Below are 24,551 nucleotides of genomic sequence, written 5' to 3' on the forward strand. Positions count from 1 at the left end.
TATCTTTTATATCTTTAAGGAGAGAAAATTATTATGGCTTTTTCCATTGCTCCCGGTATCTGGCCGGTAATGATTACCCCTTATCACGATGATAAGACCATTGATTTTAAGGCCATCGAACTTTTGAGCAACTGGTATGTTGAAAAGGGCTGCACCGGCATTTTTGCCGTGTGCCAGTCCAGCGAGATGCTCTACCTCTCCGAGCAGGAGAAGTTGGATATCGCCAAGGCCACCGCCGACGCGGTGGGTGGTCGCATCCAGATCGTGGCCTCCGGCCATACTGCCGACGACAAGCCCACCCAGTTCCGGGAGATCGAGAACATGATGAAGATTCCCGGCATCGGCGCCTATGTTCTGGTGAGCAACCGTCTGGATCAGGACCATGAGGGCGAGGCCGCCTTCGAGGCCAATGCCCAGGAGATTTTCCAGCGGTACCCCGAGATCGATTTCGGTATCTACGAGTGCCCTGCCCCTTGGAAGCGGCTGGTCTCCACCGAGTTCCTTCGCAAGGCGGGCAAGGGCGGGCGGATGGTATTTCTGAAGGACACCTGCTGCGATTACGAGCTGATCCGGGAGCGGCTGAAAGCCGTGGAGGGTACGGCGTTGAAGATTTTCAACGCAAATGCCCAGTCTTGGTACGACAGCGTGCTCCACGGCGCGGCGGGCTACTGCGGCGTTATGGCCAACTTCCACCCCGAACTTTACAAGTGGGCCTTTGACCACCGGGACTCCGACCCGGAGCGCGCGCAAATGGTGGCGCACTTCCTGACCATGGCCGGCATGATCGAAATGCGCATCTATCCCTGCAACTGCAAGTATCATCAGAAGCTGGTGGACGTTCCTATGAGCGCATATTGCCGCAGCGCCGACTACGCAAAACTGGACAAGAATGCCCGGGGCGAGGTGGAGTCCCTGATCGCCATGGAGAATTACGTCCGCAGACAGCTGGGGATTTGATCACGGAAAGCACCGCACAGTTTTCGGTAATCGCGTACCGGAAAATTGTGCGGTGCACCCTTGCATTTTGCCGCGGAGTATCGTAATATGTAGGCAGTTGATGTTAAACGATTACTATACGCGGGCGCAGAGAGAGGAGCCTTGTTATGTTGAGAAAACCGAAAATTCTGGTGGTGGGCAGCTTTATGATGGACCTGATCGCGTCCACGCCCAAAGCCCCCGCCTCCGGCGAGACCATTATTGGCACCGATTTCCGCACTGCTCCCGGCGGAAAGGGTGCGAATCAGGCCGTCCAGTGCGCACGTCTGGGGGCGGAAGTCACCATGGCGGGTCAAGTGGGCGCGGACGCCTTCGGCAGGGAGATGACGGAAACCGCCAAACGCGCCGGTGTGGATGTGAGCCATGTGCTGGTGGACCCGAACAAGTCCTCCGGCGTGGGCCACATTGTTTTGGAAGTTACCGAGCATGGGGCGCAGAACCGGATCACCGTGGTTCCCGGGGCCAACTACTCCACCACTGTGGAGCAGATCGCCTGGCTGAAGGACGAGATCGGGCGCTTTGATCTGGTGATGCTCCAGCTGGAGATTCCCATGGAGATCAACATTGCCGTGGCGCAGTATGCAAAGGCTGCAGGCGTTCCCGTGATGCTGAACCCTGCCCCGGCGGCGGAGCTGCCGGCGGAGCTGCTGAGCTGCGTCACCTATCTTTCTCCCAATGAGCATGAGGCCGCCGCCATTGCGGGATTGCCCCTGCGGGCGGACGAGAGCGGCGTCAACGAGGCGGACATGGAAGCTGTCTCCGCCGCCCTGCGGGAAAAGGGCGTGGAGAATGTGATTATCACATTGGGAGGAAACGGCTCCGCCGTGGCCGGGGCTAACGGAGTTTCCTATACCCCCTGCGTGAAGATGCCGGATGTAAAGGACCCCACCGCTGCCGGAGACTCTTTCGTGGCGGCGTTCTGCACCGCCGTCACCGCGGGACTGCCCGAGGCGCAGGCGCTGGCTTTTGCCAGCCACACGGCCGCTATCACCGTGTCCCGGATGGGGGCGATGCCGTCCCTGCCCACGATGGAAGAGGTGCAGTCTCTGCTGCGGCAGCGGGAGTATACCGGGTTCGAACCGGCGGAGCTGGATGCGCTTAGATAAAATCTAAAATTGCAGATTTTTCACAACGGCGCAGCCGTCCGGCTGCGGGCGGCTGCGTCTGCTTTGTCAGAAAGGGAACAAGCATGAAAAATGAGAGCAAACAGGCAGTGGAGGAATTTCTGACCTCTGCCCGAAACGAGTTTTCCGCCTTTGCGGAAAAGCTTGACAGCGCGTGTTATGAACAGGCTGTGAACCTGATCCGGGAGTCTCAGGCCAAGGGTGGGCGGCTCCATGTCACCGGCATCGGCAAACCCGGCCATGTGTCCGGATATGTGGCGTCCCTGCTATCCTCCACCGGTAACCCCTGCTATTTTCTCCACGGCACCGAGGCTGTCCATGGCTCCTGCGGACAGTTGGAGGCGGGGGATGTGGTGATCGCCATCTCCAACTCCGGCGAGACCGGGGAGCTAGAATCCACCGTTTTGGCGGTCAAGAACAACGGCGGCAAAATTATCGGCGTATCCGGAAATCCGGACAGCTGGCTGGCGCACGAGTCCGATGCGTTTCTCTATGCCGGTGTGGGGGCGGAGGGTGGTCCGCTGAACCGCGCGCCCCGGAATTCCATACTGGCGGAAACTCTGACGCTTCAGGCTCTGAGCGTGGCGCTTCAGGTAGAACGGGACTGGACGCCGCAGCAGTACGTCCGCTGTCATCCCGGCGGAAAGCTGGGCATGCTTCGGGAAGATGAAAGGTAAGGGGAGATTGTTATGCTGACAGGAAAACTGATTCATCCGGAGATCATGCGGGTGCTGTCCCGCTGCGGCCACGGGGACAAGGTACTCATCGCCGACGGGAACTATCCCGTGGCATCCAAATCAGGCGAGGCCGAAAAGGTATTTTTGGGACTGACGCCAGGCCTTCCCACCGCAACCGAAGTGTTGGAAGCCTTGCTGTCTGCTTGCTGCTTTGAAAAGATGGAAGTGATGCAGCCGGAGGACGGCTCCAGACCGGAGATTTTCAGTGAGTTTGAAAAGCTTTTGCCAGAGGTCCCCATGGAAGTGCTGGGCCGCTGGGAATTTTACGATGCCTGCGGCGAGAAGTGCCTGCGTCTGGCTGTCTCCACCGGAGAGAGAAGAACCTTCTCCAATGTGCTTTTAACCGTCGGCTGCGCGTAAAAACAGAGACTTGATACCGCCGTCCGCGCCGCGGGCGGCGGTATCTGCCAATGGGTGCGATTCGAGCGGGCAGGACACGGCTGCCTGGGCTTGGTGGTTCCGGAGGCGGGCACTGAAATCTACCTTTTCCCAGAGAGGCCGAAACTTTTGTCTTGCAGAGGGACGCTCGGGGGTTGTATATTGGAAATGTAAGGATTAACCTCCGCGCCCTCCATAGAGGAAAATCCGAGGAACCGTTCACATTTTTCACCGGCATCAGGCAGAAACTACAAAGTGGCGAAGAAAAATAAGAAAATGGAGGTTTCAGTATGAGCGAATGTGTGGAAAAACTGCCGCTGACAGAGGACTATCTAAAAAAGATGGACGCCTACTGGCGCGCCGCCAACTATCTGGCCGCGGCGCAGCTCTATCTTATAAAGAACCCTTTACTCCGGGAGCCCCTGACCATGGACGACATCAAAAAGAAGATCGTGGGCCACTGGGGTACAGTTCCCGGACAGAACTTCGTATATGTCCATCTCAACCGCATCATCAGAAAGTATGACCAGGACATGATCCTTCTGTCCGGACCCGGCCACGGCGGAAATTTCTTCGTGGCCAATACGTATCTGGAGGGGACCTACAGCGAGGTTTACCCCAACATCAGCCGGGACATGGAGGGGCTTCAGAAGCTGTGCAAACAGTTTTCCTTCCCCGGCGGTATTGCCAGCCATGTGGCCCCGGAGACGCCGGGTTCTATTAACGAGGGCGGCGAGCTGGGCTACTGCCTGGCCCATGCCTACGGCGCGGTGTTCGATAACCCGGATCTGATCGCCGCCGTCACGGTGGGCGACGGCGAGGCGGAGACCGGTCCGCTGGCAACGTCCTGGCAGGGCAATAAGTTTCTCAATCCCGCCGCCGACGGTGCGGTGCTGCCCATTCTTCACCTGAACGGGTATAAGATCAGCAACCCCACCATCTTCGCCCGCATGACCCACGAGCAGCTGGAATGCTACTTCAAGGGCTGCGGCTGGAAGGCCCACTTTGTGGAGGGGGATGACCCCATGACCATGCACCACCTGATGGCGGACACGATGGACGAGGTCATGGGCGAGATCAAAGCCATTCAGGCCGCCGCCAGAGCGGGCGACCACAGCTGGAAGGACTGGCCCATGATCGTGCTGCGGACGCCCAAGGGCTGGACCGGCCCTAAGGTGGTGGACGGCAAGCAGGTCGAGGGCACCTTCCGCGCCCACCAGGTGCCCATCTCCATGGAGAGGCCGGAGCATCTGGAACAGCTGAAAAGCTGGCTGGAGAGCTACCGGCCCCGGGAGCTGTTCGACGAGAACGGCCGCCTGATCCCCGAGCTGCAGGCGCTGGCTCCCACCGGGGAACGGCGCATCGGCGCCAACCCCCATGCCAACGGCGGAAAGCTCCGCCGGGACCTGCGTCTGCCGGACTTCCGGGACTACGCGGTGGACGTTCCCGCCCCCGGCGCGGTGGAGGCGCAGGACATGATCGAGCTGGGCGGCTACGTGCGGGATACGTTCAAGCTCAACGCCGACGCGAAGAATTTCCGCATCTTCGGGCCGGACGAGACTATGAGCAACCGTCTGGGCAAGGTTTTTGAGGTCACCGGCCGCGACTGGAACAGCGCGGCGGTGGAGGGCGACGAATTCCTCTCAGTCGACGGCCGGGTCATGGACTCCATGCTCTCCGAGCATATGTGTGAGGGAATGCTGGAGGGATATCTGCTCACCGGACGGCACGGCTTTTTTGCCAGCTATGAGGCGTTCATCCGCATTGTGGACTCCATGTGCGCCCAGCATGCCAAATGGCTGAAGACCTGCAACGAGCTGCCGTGGAGAGAGTCCATCTCTTCGCTGAATCTGATTTTGTCCTCCAACGTCTGGCAGCAGGACCACAACGGCTTCACCCATCAGGACCCCGGCTTCCTGGACCACATTGCAAACAAGAAGGCAGACGTGGTGCGGCTCTATCTGCCCCCGGACGCCAACTGCCTGCTGAGCTGCTTTGACCACTGCATCAAGAGCCGGGACTATGTAAACGTGCTGGTCACCAGCAAGCATCCCCGTCCCCAGTGGCTGACCATGGAGCAGGCCGTCAAGCACTGCACGCAGGGCGTGGGCATCTGGGATTGGGCCAGCAGCGACCAGGGCTGTGAGCCGGACGTCGTGATGGCCTGCTGCGGCGATACGCCGACCATGGAGACACTGGCGGCGGTGACCATCCTGCGGGAGAAGATGCCGGAGATCAAAATCCGGGTCGTAAACGTAGTGGATTTGATGAAGCTGCAGCCCAGCACGGAGCACCCCCACGGCCTCAGCGACGCGGAGTACGATGCGCTGTTTACCACCAATAAGCCCATTATTTTCTCATTCCACGGCTACCATACCCTCATTCACGAGCTGACCTATCGCCGCCACAACCGCAACATCCATGTGTACGGCTACAAGGAGGAGGGTACCATCACCACGCCTTTCGACATGCGGGTGCAAAACGAGGTGGACCGGTTCCATCTGGTGAAAAACGTCCTGCGATATCTGCCGGAGCTGGGCGGGCGCAGCGCCCATCTGGTACAGGAGATGAACGACAAGCTGGTGGAACACACCCAGTATGTCCGCAAGTACGGCGTGGACCTGCCGGAAATCCGTGACTGGAAATGGCGCGGATGAGACTGAAACTCTGTTCGGATGCACGGAGCGGAGATCTCAGCAGTTAAAAAGCCCACTGTTTACAGGCAAAAAAACCAGGCCGCCAGCTCTGCTCCCAGCAGAACTGGCGGCCTGTCATACCTGAGCAGTAAAAATTTCGCGGCTGTACTGTTACATTCCGGGGGCTTGGAACGTCTATCAGGCAAGAGATAAGAGAGAGAAAAGGGGGAGCAACTTGCTGCCAGTGTATTTTGCGATGCTGGACGAGGATAGCGACCGGGAACTGTTTGCTTTGGTCTACCAGCAGTTTTACAACAAAATGAATCGGGTGGCGCAGCAGATCCTGCCATCCCAGACGCAGGCTGAGGATGCGGTTCATGATGCGTTTTTAAAGATCATTCAGCACTTTGACGATCTGAAAGAGATTCCCGAGGAGCGGCGGATTTACTGGGTTGTGGCGGTGACAAAGAATGCCGCATTGGACCTTCTGCGAAAGGAGCGGCGGGATTTACCCATGGACGAGGAAATGGAAAAGCAGTTGCCAGCTGTGCCCGCGGAGGACGGAGGCTTCCGGGCTCTGGTGGAGATCATCCGCCGGATGCCGGAAACCTATCGCCGGGTACTGGAACTGCGGTTTTTGACGGAGTGGAGCCACGCGGAGATTGCCAGAGAGCTGCATATCACGGAGGGCGCCGTAAAGACCCGAGTGGCCCGGGGACGCCAGCTGCTGATAGAAGCGATGCGGAAGGAGGGATACGCCTGTGAGTGAACTGAGTTTGGACGAAAACCTGCGATTCGCTTTAATGGAGGCCCTGCGGGAGGACTGGGAACAGATTTTGAGCGGGGGAGAGGACGCGTACAGGGAGTCTTTGCGGCAACACCGCAGACTCGGAAAAATGCTGGCGGACCCCATGGGCTATTACCGCCGGTACTTCCGCAGCGGGAGGGAGACCAAGGAGGAAAGCGCCCGGTCCCTTGCCTGCCCCGGAGAGGTGCGGATCAGAAAAAAGCACATCCTGCGTCTGGTCATAGCGGCGGTGGCGGCGGCACTGCTGGCCGGTTCCGCGCTGGCTTATTCACTGACCAACGGGGAATTTTTCACCCGCCTGTTCAACCTTTTCGGCCGAGAGCTGGGATTGGACGCCGGCGTGGCGGATATGTCTCAGCTGGAGGACATGGGCTGTGCGAAGCTGGGGACAATCCTGGAGACGGACGAGCTGCGGTTTGATCTGTTGGACGCGGTATCCGGCGGCTACATGTCGATGGCCGCTATCCGGGTTACCTGCAAGCAGACGGACAGGGTTCTGGAGAATGATGAGGACGGGAACTGCCTGTGGCAGGCCTCATTCAGAGATATCGGCGGCACATTGACGGATGATGCGTCGATCTCGGACGCCGGATATGGATACAGCTATCGCTACGACGATGACGAGATGGAGCTGAAGCCCAATCAGTTTTATCTGATCTTCAACACCAACAGCACCGAGACCGTCCAAGCGGGAACCTATACGCTGGAGCTGCATGATCTGATGAAAAGCGGAGAAAAGGGAGATACGGTTCTTTGTGCGGGAGACTGGACGCTGGAGATCCCGCTGGAGGATGGCGAAAAGTATGCGCGCACAGTATCCTGCGGGGAAACCTATCCGATCGGGAACACGGATTACCTTTTGGAACGCGTTCAGTATTCGCCCCTGTCCATGAATCTGTACTTTTCCTCAGATTGCCAGACCAATCAGTTTGGGAAGGACTTCACCGACTATTCCGTCACACTGAAGGACGGCAAGGTATTGGACCGCCCATGGTTTTGCTGCGGTATCAGCAGCGGCAGCGACGCCAGCGGAACCACGGCAAATGTAACGCTGGAATTCAATGCGCCATTGAACGTAAACGAGATCGAATCCGTGCAGTTCAGCGGAAATTCCGTGGACCTGGACGGACGGAAATGAACCACATGGCGGGCGGCATCCGTGCGCTGCCTGCTGTTTGCGTACGTTTTTTTGCACGGAGCCGAACGAACTCAGAGCAAAAAAACCCGCCCCACCGAAAAACGGTGGGGCGGGTTTAAAAACCTTCTGGCAGATCAGTCCGTCACATAGGGCAGCAGGGCGATCTGACGGGCGCGCTTGATGGCCTCGGTCAGCTCGCGCTGATGCATGGCACAGGTGCCGGTGGTGCGGCGGGGCAGGATCTTGGAACGCTCAGAAAGCAAGCGGCGAAGCTTCGCGGCGTCTTTATAGTCGATAAACTCGGCCCTGTCCGCGCAGAACTGGCAGACCTTGCGGCGCTTGTTCCGGTTCATGGGACGAGAGGGTCTGGAATCACGATCATAAGGCATAGTAGTTTCCTCCTTTTACAAAAATGACGCTGAAAAACGATCAGAACGGCAGTTCGCCGTCTTCTTCCCCGATTTCAGCAAAATCGGAGTGGGCGTCCACGGGAGCCGGGGCGCGATTGCCGCCAGCGGGTGCGTCGTAAGCTGGGGCATGATAGCCGCCGGATTCTCCGTCGCGCTTGGAATCCCCAAAGTACACGTTGTCGGCCACGACCTCGGCGGAGCGGCGTTTGTTGCCCTCCTTGTCGGTCCAGTCGCGGAGCTGCAGCCGGCCCTCCACAACGGCCATGCGGCCCTTAGTGAAGTACTTGCTGACAAATTCTGCGGTGGCGCGCCAGGCAACGACGTCAATGAAATCTGTCTCCTTCTCGCCGCCCTGAGACTTGAAGTCCCGGTCCACAGCAAGAGAGAAGGATGTCACGGCGGTGCCGCTTCCGGTGCGGCGCAACTCGGGGTCCCGGGTGAGACGACCCATGAGAATGATCTTGTTGAGCATCGCTTTGTCCTCCTTATTCGCCCTTGCAGACGATCAGGGAACGCATGACGCCGTCGGTAATGCCGAGAATACGGTCCAGCTCCCGGGGGAACGCTGCGGGGCTGGTGAACGTCATCAGCACGTAATAGCCCTCGGTCTTGAAGTTGATGGGATAGGCCAGCTTGCGGCTGCCCCACTCTTCGACTTCCACGTTGGAGCCGTTCTGCTCAGCGAGAGTTTTGAACTTTGCCACCAGGGCGGCGGTGTTCTCCTCACTCTGTGCGGGGTCGATAATGTAGACGACCTCATAATTGGCGGTAACTTTTGCCATTTTTGCACCTCCTTTTGGACATATGGCCCCCATTCAAAGATGGGGACAAGGATATGCCTGCATACTGCAAGCCCTATCATTATACAGGAAAACGGTCAAATGTCAAGAAATATCTGAATTTTGTAGGTCCTGTCGGTTTCCCGACGGGGCCTACGAAATCAATCCTTCCGTTTAACGCAGTCCGCCGGAGCGCCGATCAAGGGAGTACTTTTTACGACTTTTGCAGCAGCAAAATGTCTTCGGGCCTGACGGCGACGGTGACCGTCTTTTCTTCCTCATGAGCCGCCCATGCGGCCTTGTCAAGCTCAATCCGCAGCAGCGGCGCATCCTGCGCCGCGTTCACGGGCCGGAGCAGGACGATGGAGCCAAACACATCGTCAATTACCTTTACTACCACGCAGGAAAAGGCGTTTTCCTCGCCCTGGGCGGCAAAGCGAATGCGGTGGGACCGAATGCCTGCCACGGCGGTCTCCGACGGGACGGCGCGGTTGCAGGCCAGCGTCAACCCCCATTCGGGAAGGAGAACGGACTCGCCCGAGGGCTTTGCGGCCGCAAAATTTTTACAGCCGGAGAGCCGGGCGGCGGACTCTGTACCGGGGGCTTGGAACAGTGCCTCCAGAGTCTGCACCGGCTGGGATTTCCCGTCGTCCATCACGCAGACCCGACGGCAGTTGCGCCAAGCCTCGCCCCGGTCATGGGTGACCCAGAGCACTGTGCCGGAGAAAGCGGAGAGTGTTTTCGAAAGTTCCAGTTCCAGCTGGTATTTGAGATAGCTGTCCAGCGCGGAAAAGGGTTCGTCCAGCAAAATTGCCCGGGGCTGGGAGGTTAGGATGCGCGCCAGCGCCGTTCGCTGCTGCTGTCCTCCGGAGAGGGCGGCGGGGCGCTTCATGGCGACGTCCTCGAGATGAAACTGCCGCAGCTTTTCCGCGACAATGGCGTCTCGTCCCGCCTTGTCCTTTGCGGCCACGGCAATGTTTTGCGCCACGGTCATATTGGGAAACAGGGCGTACTGCTGAAACAGGTAACCCACGTTTCGACGCTGGGGAGGCAGGTCAATCTTTGCGGCGCTGTCAAACAGCACCTGTCCATCCAGCTCGATGCGCCCTTCGTCAGGGCGGAGTATGCCCGCGATACATTTGAGCGTCACGGACTTGCCGCAGCCGGAGGCGCCCAGAAGCGCCAAAGTTTCGTTTCCCGCCCAGAACTGCGATTCCAATCTAAACGTTCCCAGGCGCTTGTGAATATCCACACGTAGCATCAGCGCCGCCCTCCTCGCTGCCGGGTTTCCAGCAGGTTCACCGCCAACAGAACCACGGCGGAGATCGCTAGATTCACCAGCACCCAGCGGGTGGCTCCGGCATCGTCCCCGGTGCGCCAGAGCTGATAGACGGTGGTGGAGATGGTGGCGGTGCGGCCCGGCGTGTATCCGGCGATCATGGAGGTGGCGCCGTATTCGCCCAGAGCCCGGGCGAAGGCCAGCACGGTCCCCGCTAAAATTCCCTGCTTGCAATAGGGCATCCGCACGCGCCAGAAAATATAGGAGTTGGAAAGGCCCAGCGTCCGCCCCGCGTCCGCCAGTGTCTCGTCAAAGGACTCAAAGGCCCCCCGGGCGGTGCGGTACATCAGCGGGAACGCCACCACAACGGTGGCGAAAATCGCACTCCACCAGGTCATGACCAGCTTTATGCCAAAGTGGGCCAGAACCCAACCACCCACGACCCGGTTGGGTCCCAGCAGGCGCAGCAGCAGATAGCCCACCACCGTGGGCGGAAGGACCAGCGGCAGTGTCAGCACCACGTCCAGAATGCCCTTTGCAAGGCGCGGAAGTCGGGCGATGTAATACGCAGCCATAAGGCCCAGAAAGAACACCGCCACAGTGGAGATGGCGGAGATCCGCAGGGAGTTATAAAGTGGGTACCAGTCCATGGAGGCTCCTTTCTGTGGGAAGCTCCCACAAGGGGGTTCATGCCGCGTACACAACGGCGGACTTTACTATGGCTGCCGCGCGGGCGGAGACGGAAATCTTCACCCGCGCGGTTTTTGCGTTGCTGTTAATTCACTGCGGTGAAGCCTACGGATTCAAAAATAGACATCGCGTCGGAGGTGGAGAGATAGTCCAAAAATGCCTTTGCCTCGGCGGGATGCTTAGAACCCGACAGCACGGCGGCGGGATAGATCACCTGACCGCACATCTCGCTTGTGGCGCTGTCCACCACGGTGAGGCTGGCGGAATATGCGTCGGTGGCGTAGATCACGCCGCAGTCCACACTGCCCTCGGAGACCTGGGTGGTGACCTCCTTCACGTTGGAGCCATAGGTCAAGACGCCGGCGGCGTTCAGCGCGTTCTCATCCAGCCCATAGAAGGAGAAAATCTTCTGGGTATACTGGCCCACGGGCACGTCGCTGTTGCCCATCGCCATCAGAATATCGCCGGCCTTCAGATGCTCCGCCAGCTGGTCAAAGCTCGTGATGCCCTTGGGGTTGTCCTTGGGAACCACCAGAGTTACCTTGTTCTCCAGCAGGTTCATGCGCGTGGAGGCGTCGATCATGTCCAGACCGTCGGGATTCTTGTCCGCGTCGCCTTTCAGGGAACCGTCCAGTGCGTTCATCTGCTTTTGCGCAGCGGAGATGAACAGATCGCAGTCCGCACCCTCTTTGATCTGCGTCAGCAGTGTACCGGAGGATTCATAGGTGGGGGTGACGGTGACGTTGGGAGCCACGGTCTTGTAAGCCTCAATGATCTGGTCGATGGTCTCCGTCATGGATGCGGCGGCGAAAACAGAGATCTCCACCGGCTCGACGGTAGGGGCGGAGGAGGCGGCTCCGGAACCGGACGCGGAACCGGAGGATGCCGCAGGCGCGGCGGCGCCGCAGGCGGCCAGAGACAGAGACATCGCTAGGGTCAATGCAATTGCAAGAGCTTTTTTCATGTATATAACCTTCCTTTCGTTGGTTGGCGACTTCGGGCCGCCGGAGGTGGGCGCCCGAGACGGGGCGCCGTATTCTGAACTCCCGGAGGAGATTGCAGACCGTGATGCTCGAACAAGGCAAACGATCAAGGAAAAGCACCGCGCCCGCAGCGGGCGCGGTGGGACTTATTTTCCGAAGGGGCAGTCCGGCCAGTGGCAGGGCTTGCAGCCCAGGCACAGCCCGCCGTTGCCCAATGCCACGATCTCGCTCCGGGAGACGGGAATACCCGCCGCCACCGTCGGAAGAACCAGATCGAACACCGTGGCTCCGGCAAACATGACACAGCCGGGAAGACCCATGACGGGCGTACCGTCAGAAAAATAACCCAGCAGGAACATGGCTCCGGGCAGGACGGGAGCGCCGTAGGTGACAATTTCCGCGCCCGCCGCCCGGATGCCGCCGGGGGTGTTGTCGTCGGGGTCCACGCTCATGCCGCCGGTGCAGAGCACCAGATCCACGCCCTTGGCCCGGACCTGATTGATGGCGATGGCCACATTTTCCACACCGTCGCCGGAAAAGATCTGGGCGACGGTTTCAATCCCCATGTTTTCCAGCTTTCTTTTCACTGCCGGGGTAAATTTGTCTTCAATCAGGCCATTTTTTACCTCGCTGCCGGTGGTGACGATGCCGGCGGTTTTCAGCTTGTAGGGAAGAACATTCAAAAGGGGCGTACTCCCCGCCGCCTCTGCCGCCGTCTCCAGCGTGGTTTCCGGTACCACCAACGGGATGACCCGCATTCCGGCCAGCTTGTCGCCGGCTTTCACCGCCGTTCCGCCCTTTCGGGTGGCCAGCATCACGTCCGGAACGGTATTCACGGCGTTGAGCCTCTCCGCGTCCACGGTAAAATACCCGTCGCACTCTGCGAACAGCTCGATCTTGCCCTCTTTGATGTCCTCCGTCGGGCGGATATTCCGGCCCATAGCGAGCTTGCACAGCCGCATAGCCGCGTCGTCCTCATGGAGCATCCCGGGGTGCAGCTCCCAGACGTACAGATGCTCTTTCCCCATGGAGAGAAGTACCGGGACATCCTCCTCCGTCACTACATGGCCCTTGCGGAACCGGGCGCCCTTGAACTCGCCGGGAATAATCTGGGTCAGATCGTGACACAGCACGTGGCCGATGGCCTCCTGCGTTTTGATGAGCTTCATGCTTTTGCCTCCAGAATTTCAATGTTGTCTCCGGCGCGGACCGTTCACTCCCGCATCACCACGGCGAAAATGCCTTCCGTGGGCATGACGCACTTGCCGACGGCTTTTTTGACAGCGCAGTCGCTGTGACACTCCTTGCCGATCTGGGTGACCGCAACCTCGGAATTCCCGATGCGCAGGTGATCCTCTGCGGCAGGTGCTTCAAAGCGATGCTCACGGGATTGATGTTCTCCGCGAAGATACCGTCGGTCAGAGGAATGGGGCAGGCGGCTGCCATTGGCGGTCATATATAGCTCCTCGTAACGGCAGCGGCAGTTGCACAGGTTTGTCACCGAAGGCCGCAGATATCGGATAGTCCGGCCACTGCCGTCGGTCATAGGTGGCTCCGTGATACTCAAATAAGGTTAACGAAAGCAGTTTAGCATCTCTGCCAATAGAAGTCAAGAAAAGAGAAAATTTTGGCTCCTTGACGGGCTTTTCGGCAGGTGTTATTCTTTTAATAGAAGAACGGGGGGGGGAAAACCGATGGATTGGGTGCGTACGCTTCAAATTCGCCCCGGCGTCACTGCGATAATCGGCGGTGGGGGGAAGACCTCTCTTTTGCGGACGTTGGGGGAAGAATTGGTGAAGGCGGGCTATAAAGTTCTGCTATGCACCACCACGAAGATTTTTCCGTTCGACGGACTGCCCTGTGTGACGGAGACGGGGACAGACGCGCTGCTGGTGGCACGGGCGCAGGGAGGCCTGATCTGCGCCGGGATGCTTTTGGACAACGGCAAGCTGACTGCTCCGGCGGCGCCGATGACGCAGCTTGAAGCGCTGTTTGATTATGTGCTTGTGGAGGCCGACGGCTCGGCGCACCTTCCGCTGAAAGCCCACGCGCCACACGAGCCGGTGATCCCGGCGGAGACGGCGCAGACGATCTGCGTGGTGGGGGCCTCCGGTTTTGCAAAGCCCATCCGAGAGGCGGCTCACCGTCCAGAGCTCTATGCCAGGCTGGCGGGCGCGGCGGAGACAGACCTTGTTACGCCGGGTCTGGCTGCCGCCGTTTTGACAGCGGAGAAGCTTCACAGCCGGGTGCTGGTGAATCAGGCGGAGCTGGCGGTCCCCGAGGCAAAAGAGCTGGTTGGACTTTTGGGCTGTCCGGCTGTGGCGGGGTCCTTAAAGCTTGGAAAGATTTTTTGACCGCTTTGGGGCGGAGAAAGAGAGCACGATCATGCTGACAGTGATTCGCGGTGCGGGAGATATTGCGACGGGAGCGGCCCTGCGCCTGTGGCGCAGCGGTGTGCAGGTGGTGATGACCGACCTGCCAAGCCCCACTGCTATTCGGCGTACAGTCTGCTTTTCCCAGGCCATCGTACTGGGACGGGTCACAGTGGAGGACGTGACGGCGGTTCGGGCGGAATCAGCTGAGGAGGCGCTCGCTTTATTAAAGGAGTGTGTCATCCCTGTTTTGTCGGACCCGGAGGGAACGTGTATTTCCCGACTGCGGCCCGACGCGGTGGTGGACGCCATCCTCGCAAAAAAAAATCTGGGGACAAAAATGACCGACGCGCCCGCCGTGGTGGGCGTGGGTCCTGGCTTCACGGCAGGGGTTGACTGCCACGCGGTGGTGGAGACGATGCGTGGCCACACGCTGGGCCGGACGTACTATAAAGGTTCCGCTCTTCCCAACACGGGCATACCCGGACTTATTGGCGGTTTTTCCGGTGAGCGGGTCCTCCGGGCTCCGGCGGACGGCGTGTTCCGTCAGAAGCTGGATATCGGCGCGCAGGTGACGGAGGGCGATGTGGCCGGTGAAGTGGAGGGCGTTCTGATGTACTGTACCCTCACCGGCGTCCTGCGGGGCATTCTGGCGGATGGCACGCCGGTTTTCAAAGGTATGAAGGCCGGGGATGTGGACCCCCGGGGGCAGGAGGCCAATTGCTTCACCGCATCGGACAAAGCGCTGGCGGTGGGCGGCGGCGTACTGGAGGCGGTTTTTCACCTGACACGGGGCGCTGCAATGTAAGAACGCGGGCCGGTATCAAAAGATACCGGCCCGCGTTTTTCCTTTTATTTAAAACGATCAGTAAGCGCTCTCCATCTCCTGCACCTGCCGGTAAAGCTGGTCGTTTACCGGAACGGCAATGCCGTGCCTTGCGGCAAGACGGCGGATGGTTCCGGAGAACAATTCCACCTCGCTTTTCCGATGTGCTTTCCCATCCTGCCGCATGGACGGCTCCCCGCTGCCGGGGAAAGTCTGAATGATGGAGTCCCACTCTGCCACGTCCTGCTCAGACAGCGGCACGCCTTCGGCGTTGGCCACCTGGACGACCTCCCGCATGGCGCCCAGCATGGCGTCTCGGGCCGGACCCGGAACCTGCAGTCCGCCGTATCCGCATTGGAATACCATGGCCGCCTGATTACAGCCTGTATTGCAAAGTAGCTTGCTCCACATGTGGACCCGAATGTCCTCCGGCAGGGAGTAGGGAAATCTCACCCGGTCAAAAAAGGCAGTCAGCAACCGCAGACGGCGGTCGTCCTGTCCCGCAGGAACGCCCAGCGCCAGCTCACCAAAGATAGGGCAGGAGGCCCGGTTTCCCTCCTTCACGGCGGACATCTTCTGCGCGACGCACCAAACGATCTTCTCTGTTCCAAAGGTGTCGGACAGGATCTGCTCGCTGGCAATGCCGTTGAGAGCGGAGATAATGGTGGTATCCGGTCCCACCAAGTGGCGGCATTCGGCGATGCTGGTCTCCAACGCGCCGAATTTCACCGCAAACAGCAAAAGATCCAGCGGTTCATTCTCTGCCGCCGCGTCGACATAATGAAACGCGCAGCGCTCCCCATTGAGGAATACGCCCTCTTTCTTATAGCGGGCGGTGCGTCCCGCGTCCGCCAAGACCTTCACGTTTTCATAACCTGCGCCCTGCGTGAGCTGATGCGCAAAAATGACGCCCAGCGCGCCCAGCCCAACGATACCGACCGTTTGGATCTCTTTCATCATAAACGCTCCCTTTTAAAAAATAGACAGAAAGCGGGAGCCGACAGGCTCCCGCTTTGGAGGCTCAGCACGCAATCTTTTCCAGCCAGCGCAGGTCATAGGGCTCAAACACCGCTTTTTCATAAGCGTTCACGTCCAGCTTCGTGCCGTCCCAGTCGGAGTGAATGTCGCCGTTCTGCTTGATCAGGATATCGTACAGAATATCAAAGGTTACACCGCTTCGACTGTCCTGCTCCACAATCGTGGAGTAAGGCAGGGTCTTATGATAGGTCAGCTCCATACCCTTATAGTCAAAGTGGAATCCGCAGCGCATACGGCAGCCTTCCAGACCGGTGTACCGGGAGATCTTCTTCAGATCACTGAGGATGATGTCGCCAGCCTCGTCATAGAGGTTTTCCGGCGTGGTGGCGGTATAGTCGAAGCGGAACTGGATGTTGGCGCCGGGGATTTTGCGGAATCGCTCCAGATAGGGAATCAGGTCCGCTTTCGGATAATCTTTATAGAGCACGCAGTTGATGCGGAAGGGAACCGCCAAGCGGCTCAGCAGAGCGTCGTTGGACTCCACCACGTACTTCTGCATATGGCGGGAGACGTTGATGCATGTGATTTTGTCCCGGTTACGGCGGGTGAACTCCACAATGTCGTTTTCGGACTGATGCTCGGATATCGGCAACGTTGTATTAATATAGACTTTGTGGGTGGCGGGGATATGATCCAGCATGCTTTGCAGCACGTCGAGGTCGGCCAGCGGCTCGCCGCCGGTAAAGACAAAGTCGCACTCGGGCGTGATGGCATCCATTTGGTCAATGCTCCGGCAGATACTCTCTGCGGAGAACCCCGTCAGGTCGGCATACTCCCCTTTGTTGATGCAGAAGGGACAGTGGTTATGGCAGTCGTAGGGGACGAAGATGGTGACGGTGGCGCCGCCTTCCCGCGTCTTATAGGGATGAATCATGTTGATCGGCCTTTCCGTTAAGAATCATGGAAAATGGAGATGGCATATTCTCCGGCTTTTCATATACGATTTATCATTTTACTTCATTATTTTAATGAGGTCAAGAGAAACCACGAAAAATAGAGATGAAAAAATCGGGGAACAGGGAAAATGCTGTACATAGTTCGCGGCAAATGCTATAATAATCGGAAAATGAATGAGCATGCGGATTTGGAAAGGAGGTGGGCGTGATGACTGTGCTGCAGTCTGCGCTGGATGTTCTGACGGCGGTGCTTACGGCTTATCCGCTGGCGGGTACGTGGTTTTCCGCCGTTGTGCGCTTTTTGTTCCCGGTGCTGGCGGTGCTGATTCTCACGCGGGCGATTCGAGGCCTTTTGAAGATCCCCCATACGCCGGAAACCTGGGGCCAGCTGAGTCTTCCAAACGGTACGCCCATCCCGCTGACGCATTGGGAGAATATCATTGGTCGGAACAAGACGGCAGATGTGCTTTTGACCTATCCCAGCATTTCCCGGCAGCACGCGGCCCTTTGCCGGGGCGAGTCCGGGAGCTGGATGCTGTATGATCTGGACTCAAAGGGCGGAACGGAGCTAAACGGCGAGGCGGTGACAGCTTCCACCCCGGTGAAGATGGGGGATACCATTACCCTGGGCGGTGTGCCGCTGATTTTCCTGCCCCAGACCCTGGGAGAACGGGAGGATCTGGAGCGCCGACGGCAGGCCGAGCGGCCCGCCACTGTCTGGCCGTCATTTTTGTGGCTGACGCTGTTTCAGGCCTTAGCCTGCCTCCAGTTGATTGTAGCGGAGGGAACGAAGGCGTCTATCACACTGCCGCTGACCTTTCTGGGACTGACGGCGGTGATGTGGATTTATTATGCGGCGCTGCGGGCAACAAAATGCGTGGGGTTCGAGATGGAGACGATCGCGTTTTTCCTGTCCACGCTGTCCCTCTCCATCACGGCGTCCTCCGCACCGCTGTCTCTGCCCAAGCAGTTTATCGCGGTGGTGCTGGGCCTGGGCCTGTTTTTGCTCCTGGGCCTGGCTCTGCGGGACCTGAGCCGGGTGCAGAAGCTCCGCTGGCTCTCCGCCGCAGCGGCCATGGGACTTTTGGGAATCACGCTGGTGCTGGGCAGCCGTGTGTTTGGGGCGAAAAACTGGATTATTTTGGGGCCGCTGTCCTTTCAGCCCTCTGAAATTGCGAAGATCTGCTACATCTTTGCCGGGTCCGCCACGCTGGAGCGCCTGTTCCGCAGACGGAACCTGACGCTGTTTATCATTCTCACCGGCGTTTGCATCGGATGTCTGGGCCTGATGAGCGACTTCGGCACCGCCGCCATCTTTTTTGTCACGTTTCTGGTCATCGCCTATCTCCGCTCCGGAGATTTTGCCACGCTGGGCCTGATTTGCGGCGCGGCGGTTTTTGGCGCGGGCATTATCGTGAAGTTCAAGCCGTATATTCTGGGCCGGTTCGCAACCTGGGGCCACGCGTGGCAAAACGCCTCCGTGGGCGCGGCCTATCAGCAGACCCGGACCATGTCCGCCGCGGCCAGCGGCGGCCTCGTGGGCATGGGAGCCGGGAACGGCTGGCTCCACCGGGTTCCCGCGGGGGACACCGATCTGGTTTTCGGCATGCTGTGCGAGGAGTGGGGCCTTGTGATCGCGGTGTTGGCCGTGGCGTCCATCGTGACGCTGGCGGTATTTGCTGTTCGGGCCTGCCGGGTGGGACGGTCCAGCTTTTATATCATCGCCGCCTGCGCCGCCGGGTCGCTGCTGGTGTTCCAGACCTGCCTGAACGTCTTCGGATCCGTGGATATTCTGCCACTTACAGGCGTGACGCTGCCCTTCGTCTCCAACGGTGGGTCCGCCATGATGTCGGCGTGGGGACTGCTGGCCTTTTTGAAAGCCACGGATACCCGGGAGAACGCCAGCTTTGCCATCCGGCGAGGCCCGGGCCGAAGGCTGACGGAGGATGCCCGCCGCCGGACGGAACCGGTGCGGGAGGACGAGTTCCGCAAAGAGGAGGGCAGTCATGAGGAAAATTGAGAAGCGGGCGTTCGTTTGCCTGGTTCTGGCGGGACTGCTGCTGTTGGGCATGACGTTCTTTGTAGGGGAGTTTCTTGTCAAGGGCGGAAGCTGGGCATCCTCGGCGTTTAACCGCCATCTCTACAACAACGAGGGCGTTTTGACCAGCGGCACGGTGCTGGACCGCGACGGGGACACCCTCAGCGCCGTGGACGAAAACGGAAACCGCACCTATTACCAAAACGCGACGGTCCGCAAGGCCACGCTGCACGCCGTGGGCGATTTACAGGGCAACATCGGCACCGGTGTGCTGAATGCGTTTGCCGACAAGCTGACGGGGTACGATCTTGTCAACGGCGCATTTTCGGCGCATCAGGGAAACACAATGTATCTGACCATAGACGCCCGGTATAATTTCGAGGCGTATCAGGCCTTGAACGGCCATGCAGGGACGGTGGCGGTATACAATTACAAGACGGGGGAGATTCTATGCATGGTCTCCGCGCCCAGCTATGACCCACTGAACGTCCCATCGGATATTCTGGACAGCGACCGGTACAAGGGCGCGTATTTGAACCGGTTCCTGTCCTCCACGTTTACGCCGGGCTCCGTGTTCAAGACTGTGACGGCGGCGGCGGCCATTGAAAAACTGAAGGACTACGACACCCGCACCTGGAATTGCGAGGGCTCGGTAAAGATTGGGGACGACACCATTGTCTGCTCCGGAACCCACGGTGAGGAGACATTTGAGCAGGCTCTGGCCAACTCCTGCAATGTGGCGTTTGCGGAGATGGCGGTGGAGCTGGGGGCGGACACGCTGGCATCCTATACGGACAAGGCGGGACTGACGGACAGCTATTCCGTCAGTGGCCTTCCCACCGCCAAGGGGACTTTCGATTTTGACGGAATTACCGACGACCAGCTGGGCTGGGCCGGCGTGGGGCAGTTCCACGACGCGGTAAATCCCTGTGCCCTCATGGTCTATATGGGAGCCATCGGAAACGGCGGCAGTGCGGCCGTGCCGAAGCTGATTTTGAAGACCCGGGACAACCTGGGCCTTCCCACCTCGCTGAATCTGACCCACCACACCGGACGTCTCATCAGCGCAAAGACCGCTGAAATTCTTTCAGAGCTGATGGCCAACAACGTGACCGTGACCTACGGAACGGATCGCTTTCCCAATATGGATATTTGCGCCAAATCCGGAACGGCGGAGGTCGGCGGAGGCAAGAAGCCCAACGCCTGGTTTGCCGGTTTCCTGCGGGGGGACGACACCCCCTATGCCTTTGTGGCGATGGTGGAAAATGGCGGCGGCGGCGCGTCCGTTGCCGGAACGGTGGCGGGCAAGGTGTTGAGCGTAATCGTCAACGGATATTCATAGTATCTCCGTTTTAAAAGCGTTGAGGATGATTTTTAATCGGAAATACATGGACGGGTCTTAAACCAAGCGCAGGGCAGGAATGGCGCGGACGGGTGATTTCCAACCAGGGGTTTTGAATAAAAAATCAGGATGGGGAAGCGCTGCGCTGCTCCGGAAATTTTAAAGACCGGGGAGACAGAAATGAAGGAAGACTTTACAAGTAAAAAACGGCTCATGGATACAGGAAGCATTGCCTCCGCCGCCGGACTGGCGTTCTATTTTCTGGGACAGGGACTGAGTCTTCCGAGGCTCGTCACCGGGATCGTGACCGCGGCGGCAACGCTGCTGTCTTTGGGGACGCTGTTTTTGATGATCGCCTGCCGTCAGGATGGGGGAAAGGCTGTTGTCTCCGGCAATCGTCTGGTGGGGCAGGGATCGCTGACGGTGTTATTGGCGATGGCCTTGGTAGTTATTCTGAAGGAAATCGGCTTGCTCCAGTAATAGAAAGAATCGCCGCATGGCGGCGATCCGTGCCGTACAAAAGCCGCGGGGCAGATTTTAATCTGCCCCGCGGCTTTTTGTGTCCTTACCACACCAAGGTGGAGAAATAGTCTTCAACGGTTTCCGCACGGCGGATCAGCTCTGTGGAGCCGTCCTCCCGCAGAAGAAGCTCGGCAGAGCGGAGCTTTCCGTTGTAGTTGTATCCCATGGAGAAGCCGTGGGCGCCGGTATCGTGGATAACCAGCAGGTCGCCCCGGTCGATCTTGGGCAGCATCCGGTCAATGGCGAACTTGTCGTTGTTTTCGCACAGGCCGCCCACAACGTCGTACTTGTGGTCGCAGGGGGCGTCCTCCTTGCCGGAGATGCTGATATGGTGATAGGACCCATACATGGCGGGGCGCATCAGGTTGCAGGCGCAGGCGTCCACACCGACATATTCCTTATAAATATGCTTTTCGTGGACGGCCCGGGTAATCAAATGGCCGTATGGGGCCAGCATGAACCGGCCCAGCTCGGAACAAAGAGCCACGTCGCCCATCCCGGCGGGGACCAACACCTCTTCATAGACCTTTCGCACGCCCTCACCGATGGCGGCAATGTCGTTTTCCGGCGCGTCCGGAAGATAGGGAATGCCCACGCCGCCGGAGAGATCAATAAACGTGATGTGGCAGCCCGTCTCCTCTTTTAGCTCTACCGCCAGTTGAAACAGAACCTTGGCGAGAGCCGGAAAGTATTCGTTGGAAAGTGTGTTGGAGGCCAGGAACGCGTGGAGCCCGAACTCTCTGGCGCCCTTGGCGCGCAGCAGCTTATAGGCCTCGGCGATCTGGGCGCGGGTCATGCCGTACTTCGCGTCGCCGGGGTTATCCATCACCTGAAACCCCTCCCGGGTCTCGCCCAGAGTAAACATGCCGCCGGGATTGTACCGGCAGCAGACCTTTTCGGGAATATGGCCGATGGACTGCTCCAGAAATTCCACATGGGTGATATCATCCAGATTGATAATGGCTCCCAGTTTATCCGCCAATCTGTATTCCTCGGCGGGGGTGTTGTTGGAGGAAAACATAATTTCTTCGCCCCGGATGCCACATTTGTCGGACATCAGCAGCTCCGTAAAAGAGGAACAGTCGCAGCCGCAGCCCTCCTCATGGAGGAGCTTCAGAATCGCGGGGGTGGGAGTGGCCTTCACGGCGAAATACTCCCGGAAGCCGCGGTTCCATGCGAAAGCGGCTTTCAGCCGCCGGGCGTTTTCCCGGATACCCTTTTCATCATAGATGTGGAAAGGTGTGGGGTACTGGGCCGCGATGGCGTCCAGCTGGTCTTTTGTCACAAAGGGCTTTTTCATTGGGAAACCTCACAATTTAATTCAAGTCCGTTCCTTCTAAGAACGTTTCTATTTTAATGCGGATATAGCTGGAATGTCAAGGAAAAACGCGAAATATGACGAATGTGATAAATTTCATACGCACATCGTTTTATTCTATGAAAGTTAATCCATATATCGAAATCAACGGTTGAAATTCCCCCTCCGTTCGCCTACAATGAAGGATAAAAAGAGCGGCCCCAAATGGGCGAAAGGAGCGGTCATATGGAAAAGATAACGGTCAACGCAGTGGGAGAGGCCTGCCCCATCCCTGTGGTCAAAGCTACAAAGGCCATGCAGGCCATGAAAGAGGCCGGGACACTGGAAGTTTTGGTGGACAACGACCCTGCGGTTCAGAACCTGAGCCGTATGGCGGCGGGACACCACTTCGCCGCGAAGGCGGAGGAGCGGGGAAACGGCGTCCGCGCCGTGGTGATTGACGTAACCGGCCCAGTGAGCCCCGTCGAGCTGAACGCGGCGGACTATGCCTGTGACCTGCCCGCCTCCGGTGATTTTGTGGTGGCGGTGGACACCGACGCCATGGGCCGGGGCAGCGACGAGCTTGGGAAAACACTGCTGAAGGGCTTTTTGTTTGCGGTGAGTCAGCTCCCCAGTCTTCCCAAAACCATTCTGTTTTATAACGGCGGCGCGCACTTGACCTGCAGTGGGTCCACCTCACTGGAGGATCTGAAGAACTTGGCGGACAAGGGTGTGGAAATCCGCACCTGCGGCACCTGCCTGAATTTTTATGGGCTGACGGACCAATTGGCGGTGGGCAGCGTTACCAATATGTATGAGATCGTGGAGACGCTGGCCAAGGCCGGAAAAGTGGTCAAGCCGTGATCTATCTGGATAACGCCGCCACCACCCGGCCCAAGCCTCCTGTGGTGGGACAGGCTATTCTGGCCGCGCTGGAGGGTTTTGGCAACAGCGGTCGGGGAGCCCACGACGAGGCTCTGACCGCTGCACGGACGGTTTACGACGCCCGGGAAAAGCTGGCGGTGCTGTTCGGCTGCGACAGGCCGGAACGGGTGTGCTTTGCCCAAAACTCCACGGAGGCGCTGAACGCGGCCATCACGGGTCTGTTCGGCCCTGGCGACCACGTGATCTCCACGGACCGGGAGCACAACTCTGTCCTCCGGCCGCTGTACCGACTGCGGGCGCAGGGCGGGGAAGTGGATTTTGTCCCCGCTGACCGGCAGGGGCAGATTGATTATGCGAATTTTGAAAAACTGCTGAGGCCTAACACCAAAGGCGTGGTCTGTACCCATGCCTCCAACCTCACCGGCGACGTTACGGATCTTGTCCGGGTGGGAGATTTCTGCCGCGCCCACGCTCTGGTATTCGTTCTGGACGCATCCCAGACGGCAGGGGTGCTGCCCATTGACATGGCGGCACAGGATATTGGCGTGGTGTGCTTCACCGGGCACAAGAGTCTATACGGCCCGCAGGGGACCGGCGGACTGTGCGTGGGCGCGGACGTGGAGCTCCGGCCCTTTAAGGTGGGCGGCACCGGCGTGCAGAGCTTTTCGGAGACCCAGCCCATGGAGTATCCCACCCGCATGGAGGCCGGGACTCTAAACGGCCATGGCATCGCGGGACTGAATGCTGCGCTGGACTGGCTGAACGAGGCGGGAATGGACCGTGTCCGTGCCCACGACTGCTCTCTGGCCCGCCGGTTTTACGGAAATGTAAAACAGCTTCCCGGTGTAACGGTATACGGCGATTTTTCGGCGGAGATCCGTGCGCCCATTGTGACCCTGAATCTGGGGCAGAGAGACAGCGCCATGGTCTCCGACGAGCTGGAGCACCGGTTTCACATTGCCACCCGCCCGGGCGCCCATTGCGCGCCAAGACTTCATAGTGCGCTTGGGACGGAAGAACAGGGCGCGGTGCGGTTTTCCTTTGGGTACTTCAACACGGAGGCGGAGACGGACGAGGCTGCCGCCGCCGTGAAAACGCTGGCGGAGGAACTGTGATGGAGGAAACGGTCTGCATTGTGACGTTTCCCACCACTGCGGGGGCCATGGCCATGGAAAAGGCCTGCCGCGCCGAGGCCCGACCGGGACGGCTGATCCCGGTGCCCCGCAGTGTCACCGCAGGGTGCGGTATGTGCTGGATGGCCCCGAAGGACAGCCGGGAGGTTCTGGAAGAACTGGTGGTCCGGCGGAAAATTCAGATTGACGGTATATACGACATGGCCATGCCGCGGTGAGAAGCTTGCTGCGCAGTAATAAGGAG

Annotated in this window: 26 protein-coding genes; 15 read left to right on the top strand and 11 right to left on the bottom strand. The window is 59.0% G+C overall.

The genetic code is table 11. The features are described 5' to 3' along the window. The first annotated feature begins 33 nt into the window (after positions 1–33). From ABWQ15_RS00055 to ABWQ15_RS00085, 7 genes are all read left to right on the top strand, one after another. Positions 34–957 (top strand): dihydrodipicolinate synthase family protein, encoded by a 924-nt coding sequence (locus ABWQ15_RS00055; RefSeq protein WP_353906776.1) that lies wholly within the window; start codon positions 34–36, stop codon positions 955–957. A gap of 146 nt (positions 958–1,103) precedes the next feature. Next, positions 1,104–2,102 (top strand): ribokinase, encoded by a 999-nt coding sequence (locus ABWQ15_RS00060; protein WP_353906777.1) that lies wholly within the window; start codon positions 1,104–1,106, stop codon positions 2,100–2,102. An 83-nt stretch (positions 2,103–2,185) separates the two neighbouring features. Beyond that, positions 2,186–2,797: a KpsF/GutQ family sugar-phosphate isomerase gene (locus ABWQ15_RS00065; protein ID WP_353906778.1), complete on the top strand. Its 612-nt coding sequence runs from the start codon at positions 2,186–2,188 to the stop codon at positions 2,795–2,797. A gap of 12 nt (positions 2,798–2,809) precedes the next feature. Beyond that, positions 2,810–3,217 (top strand): RbsD/FucU domain-containing protein, encoded by a 408-nt coding sequence (locus ABWQ15_RS00070; protein WP_353906779.1) that lies wholly within the window; start codon positions 2,810–2,812, stop codon positions 3,215–3,217. 308 nt (positions 3,218–3,525) lie between these two features. Then, complete coding sequence (locus tag ABWQ15_RS00075) at positions 3,526–5,892, top strand: phosphoketolase family protein (protein WP_353906780.1); 2,367 nt, start codon at positions 3,526–3,528, stop codon at positions 5,890–5,892. A 223-nt stretch (positions 5,893–6,115) separates the two neighbouring features. Next, positions 6,116–6,640, top strand: coding sequence for an RNA polymerase sigma factor (locus ABWQ15_RS00080; RefSeq protein ID WP_353906809.1), 525 nt, complete (start codon positions 6,116–6,118; stop codon positions 6,638–6,640). Continuing rightward, complete coding sequence (locus ABWQ15_RS00085) at positions 6,633–7,817, top strand: hypothetical protein (protein WP_353906781.1); 1,185 nt, start codon at positions 6,633–6,635, stop codon at positions 7,815–7,817. The genes ABWQ15_RS00080 and ABWQ15_RS00085 overlap by 8 nt, the downstream gene beginning before the upstream one ends. A gap of 134 nt (positions 7,818–7,951) precedes the next feature. Here ABWQ15_RS00085 and rpsR read toward each other — a convergent pair whose 3' ends face one another. The 8 genes from rpsR to ABWQ15_RS00125 all read right to left on the bottom strand — a co-directional run bounded on the left by rpsR (position 7,952) and on the right by ABWQ15_RS00125 (position 13,504). Then, positions 7,952–8,206 (bottom strand): 30S ribosomal protein S18, encoded by a 255-nt coding sequence (gene rpsR, locus ABWQ15_RS00090; RefSeq protein ID WP_353906782.1) that lies wholly within the window; start codon positions 8,204–8,206, stop codon positions 7,952–7,954. Positions 8,207–8,246: 40 nt separating this feature from the next. Next, positions 8,247–8,699: a single-stranded DNA-binding protein gene (locus tag ABWQ15_RS00095; protein WP_353906783.1), complete on the bottom strand. Its 453-nt coding sequence runs from the start codon at positions 8,697–8,699 to the stop codon at positions 8,247–8,249. A gap of 13 nt (positions 8,700–8,712) precedes the next feature. Then, positions 8,713–9,009: a 30S ribosomal protein S6 gene (gene rpsF, locus ABWQ15_RS00100; RefSeq protein WP_353906784.1), complete on the bottom strand. Its 297-nt coding sequence runs from the start codon at positions 9,007–9,009 to the stop codon at positions 8,713–8,715. A gap of 211 nt (positions 9,010–9,220) precedes the next feature. Further along, the gene (locus ABWQ15_RS00105; protein ID WP_353906785.1) at positions 9,221–10,267 is read right to left on the bottom strand and encodes a sulfate/molybdate ABC transporter ATP-binding protein; all 1,047 of its coding nucleotides are present in this window, start codon (positions 10,265–10,267) and stop codon (positions 9,221–9,223) included. Beyond that, positions 10,267–10,935 carry a molybdate ABC transporter permease subunit gene (modB, locus tag ABWQ15_RS00110; RefSeq protein WP_353906786.1) on the bottom strand — a complete coding sequence of 223 codons (669 nt, stop codon included), beginning with the start codon at positions 10,933–10,935 and terminating at the stop codon, positions 10,267–10,269. The genes ABWQ15_RS00105 and modB overlap by 1 nt, the downstream gene beginning before the upstream one ends. A gap of 125 nt (positions 10,936–11,060) precedes the next feature. Then, entirely contained in the window at positions 11,061–11,939 is an 879-nt protein-coding gene (modA, locus tag ABWQ15_RS00115) for a molybdate ABC transporter substrate-binding protein (protein ID WP_353906787.1), read from the bottom strand. Positions 11,940–12,104: 165 nt separating this feature from the next. Beyond that, positions 12,105–13,127, bottom strand: coding sequence for a molybdopterin-binding protein (locus ABWQ15_RS00120; RefSeq protein WP_353906788.1), 1,023 nt, complete (start codon positions 13,125–13,127; stop codon positions 12,105–12,107). A gap of 44 nt (positions 13,128–13,171) precedes the next feature. After that, positions 13,172–13,504: a hypothetical protein gene (locus ABWQ15_RS00125; protein ID WP_353906789.1), complete on the bottom strand. Its 333-nt coding sequence runs from the start codon at positions 13,502–13,504 to the stop codon at positions 13,172–13,174. Between the two features lie 148 nt (positions 13,505–13,652). On the opposite strand from ABWQ15_RS00125, the gene yqeC reads away from it, so the two are divergent. After that, positions 13,653–14,312 carry a selenium cofactor biosynthesis protein YqeC gene (gene yqeC / locus ABWQ15_RS00130; protein WP_353906790.1) on the top strand — a complete coding sequence of 220 codons (660 nt, stop codon included), beginning with the start codon at positions 13,653–13,655 and terminating at the stop codon, positions 14,310–14,312. Positions 14,313–14,343: 31 nt separating this feature from the next. Next, positions 14,344–15,138 carry a selenium-dependent molybdenum cofactor biosynthesis protein YqeB gene (gene yqeB / locus ABWQ15_RS00135; RefSeq protein ID WP_353906791.1) on the top strand — a complete coding sequence of 265 codons (795 nt, stop codon included), beginning with the start codon at positions 14,344–14,346 and terminating at the stop codon, positions 15,136–15,138. A gap of 57 nt (positions 15,139–15,195) precedes the next feature. Here the strand turns inward: yqeB and ABWQ15_RS00140 are convergent, their stop codons facing one another. Together ABWQ15_RS00140 and ABWQ15_RS00145 are read right to left on the bottom strand one after the other, a co-directional pair. Next, positions 15,196–16,113, bottom strand: a complete 918-nt coding sequence (locus ABWQ15_RS00140) for a ketopantoate reductase family protein (RefSeq protein ID WP_353906792.1) — start codon at positions 16,111–16,113, stop codon at positions 15,196–15,198. 64 nt (positions 16,114–16,177) lie between these two features. Further along, a complete protein-coding gene (locus ABWQ15_RS00145; RefSeq protein ID WP_353906793.1) occupies positions 16,178–17,068 on the bottom strand; it encodes a 4Fe-4S cluster-binding domain-containing protein in 891 nt (296 codons plus the stop codon). Between the two features lie 230 nt (positions 17,069–17,298). Between ABWQ15_RS00145 and ABWQ15_RS00150 the strand changes: the two genes are divergently transcribed. From ABWQ15_RS00150 to ABWQ15_RS00160, 3 genes are all read left to right on the top strand, one after another. Next, positions 17,299–19,110, top strand: coding sequence for an FtsW/RodA/SpoVE family cell cycle protein (locus tag ABWQ15_RS00150; protein WP_353906794.1), 1,812 nt, complete (start codon positions 17,299–17,301; stop codon positions 19,108–19,110). Further along, positions 19,097–20,470, top strand: a complete 1,374-nt coding sequence (locus ABWQ15_RS00155) for a penicillin-binding transpeptidase domain-containing protein (protein ID WP_353906795.1) — start codon at positions 19,097–19,099, stop codon at positions 20,468–20,470. The genes ABWQ15_RS00150 and ABWQ15_RS00155 overlap by 14 nt, the downstream gene beginning before the upstream one ends. A 180-nt stretch (positions 20,471–20,650) precedes the next feature. Beyond that, the gene (locus ABWQ15_RS00160) at positions 20,651–20,950 is read left to right on the top strand and encodes a hypothetical protein (protein ID WP_353906796.1); all 300 of its coding nucleotides are present in this window, start codon (positions 20,651–20,653) and stop codon (positions 20,948–20,950) included. Between the two features lie 85 nt (positions 20,951–21,035). Here the strand turns inward: ABWQ15_RS00160 and ABWQ15_RS00165 are convergent, their stop codons facing one another. Then, a complete protein-coding gene (locus ABWQ15_RS00165; RefSeq protein ID WP_353906797.1) occupies positions 21,036–22,292 on the bottom strand; it encodes a diaminopimelate decarboxylase in 1,257 nt (418 codons plus the stop codon). Positions 22,293–22,535: 243 nt separating this feature from the next. On the opposite strand from ABWQ15_RS00165, the gene yedF reads away from it, so the two are divergent. The 3 genes from yedF to ABWQ15_RS00180 are packed head-to-tail and all read left to right on the top strand — an operon-like array spanning position 22,536 to position 24,525. After that, positions 22,536–23,153 (top strand): sulfurtransferase-like selenium metabolism protein YedF, encoded by a 618-nt coding sequence (gene yedF / locus ABWQ15_RS00170; RefSeq protein ID WP_353906798.1) that lies wholly within the window; start codon positions 22,536–22,538, stop codon positions 23,151–23,153. Beyond that, positions 23,150–24,289, top strand: coding sequence for an aminotransferase class V-fold PLP-dependent enzyme (locus ABWQ15_RS00175; RefSeq protein ID WP_353906799.1), 1,140 nt, complete (start codon positions 23,150–23,152; stop codon positions 24,287–24,289). Before yedF ends, ABWQ15_RS00175 begins: the two co-directional genes overlap by 4 nt. Further along, the gene (locus ABWQ15_RS00180; protein ID WP_353906800.1) at positions 24,289–24,525 is read left to right on the top strand and encodes a putative Se/S carrier protein; all 237 of its coding nucleotides are present in this window, start codon (positions 24,289–24,291) and stop codon (positions 24,523–24,525) included. The genes ABWQ15_RS00175 and ABWQ15_RS00180 overlap by 1 nt, the downstream gene beginning before the upstream one ends. Positions 24,526–24,551 lie beyond the last annotated feature (26 nt).

The sequence above is a fragment of the Oscillibacter sp. genome (assembly GCF_040505565.1).
Taxonomy (GTDB): Bacteria; Bacillota; Clostridia; order Oscillospirales; family Oscillospiraceae; genus Oscillibacter.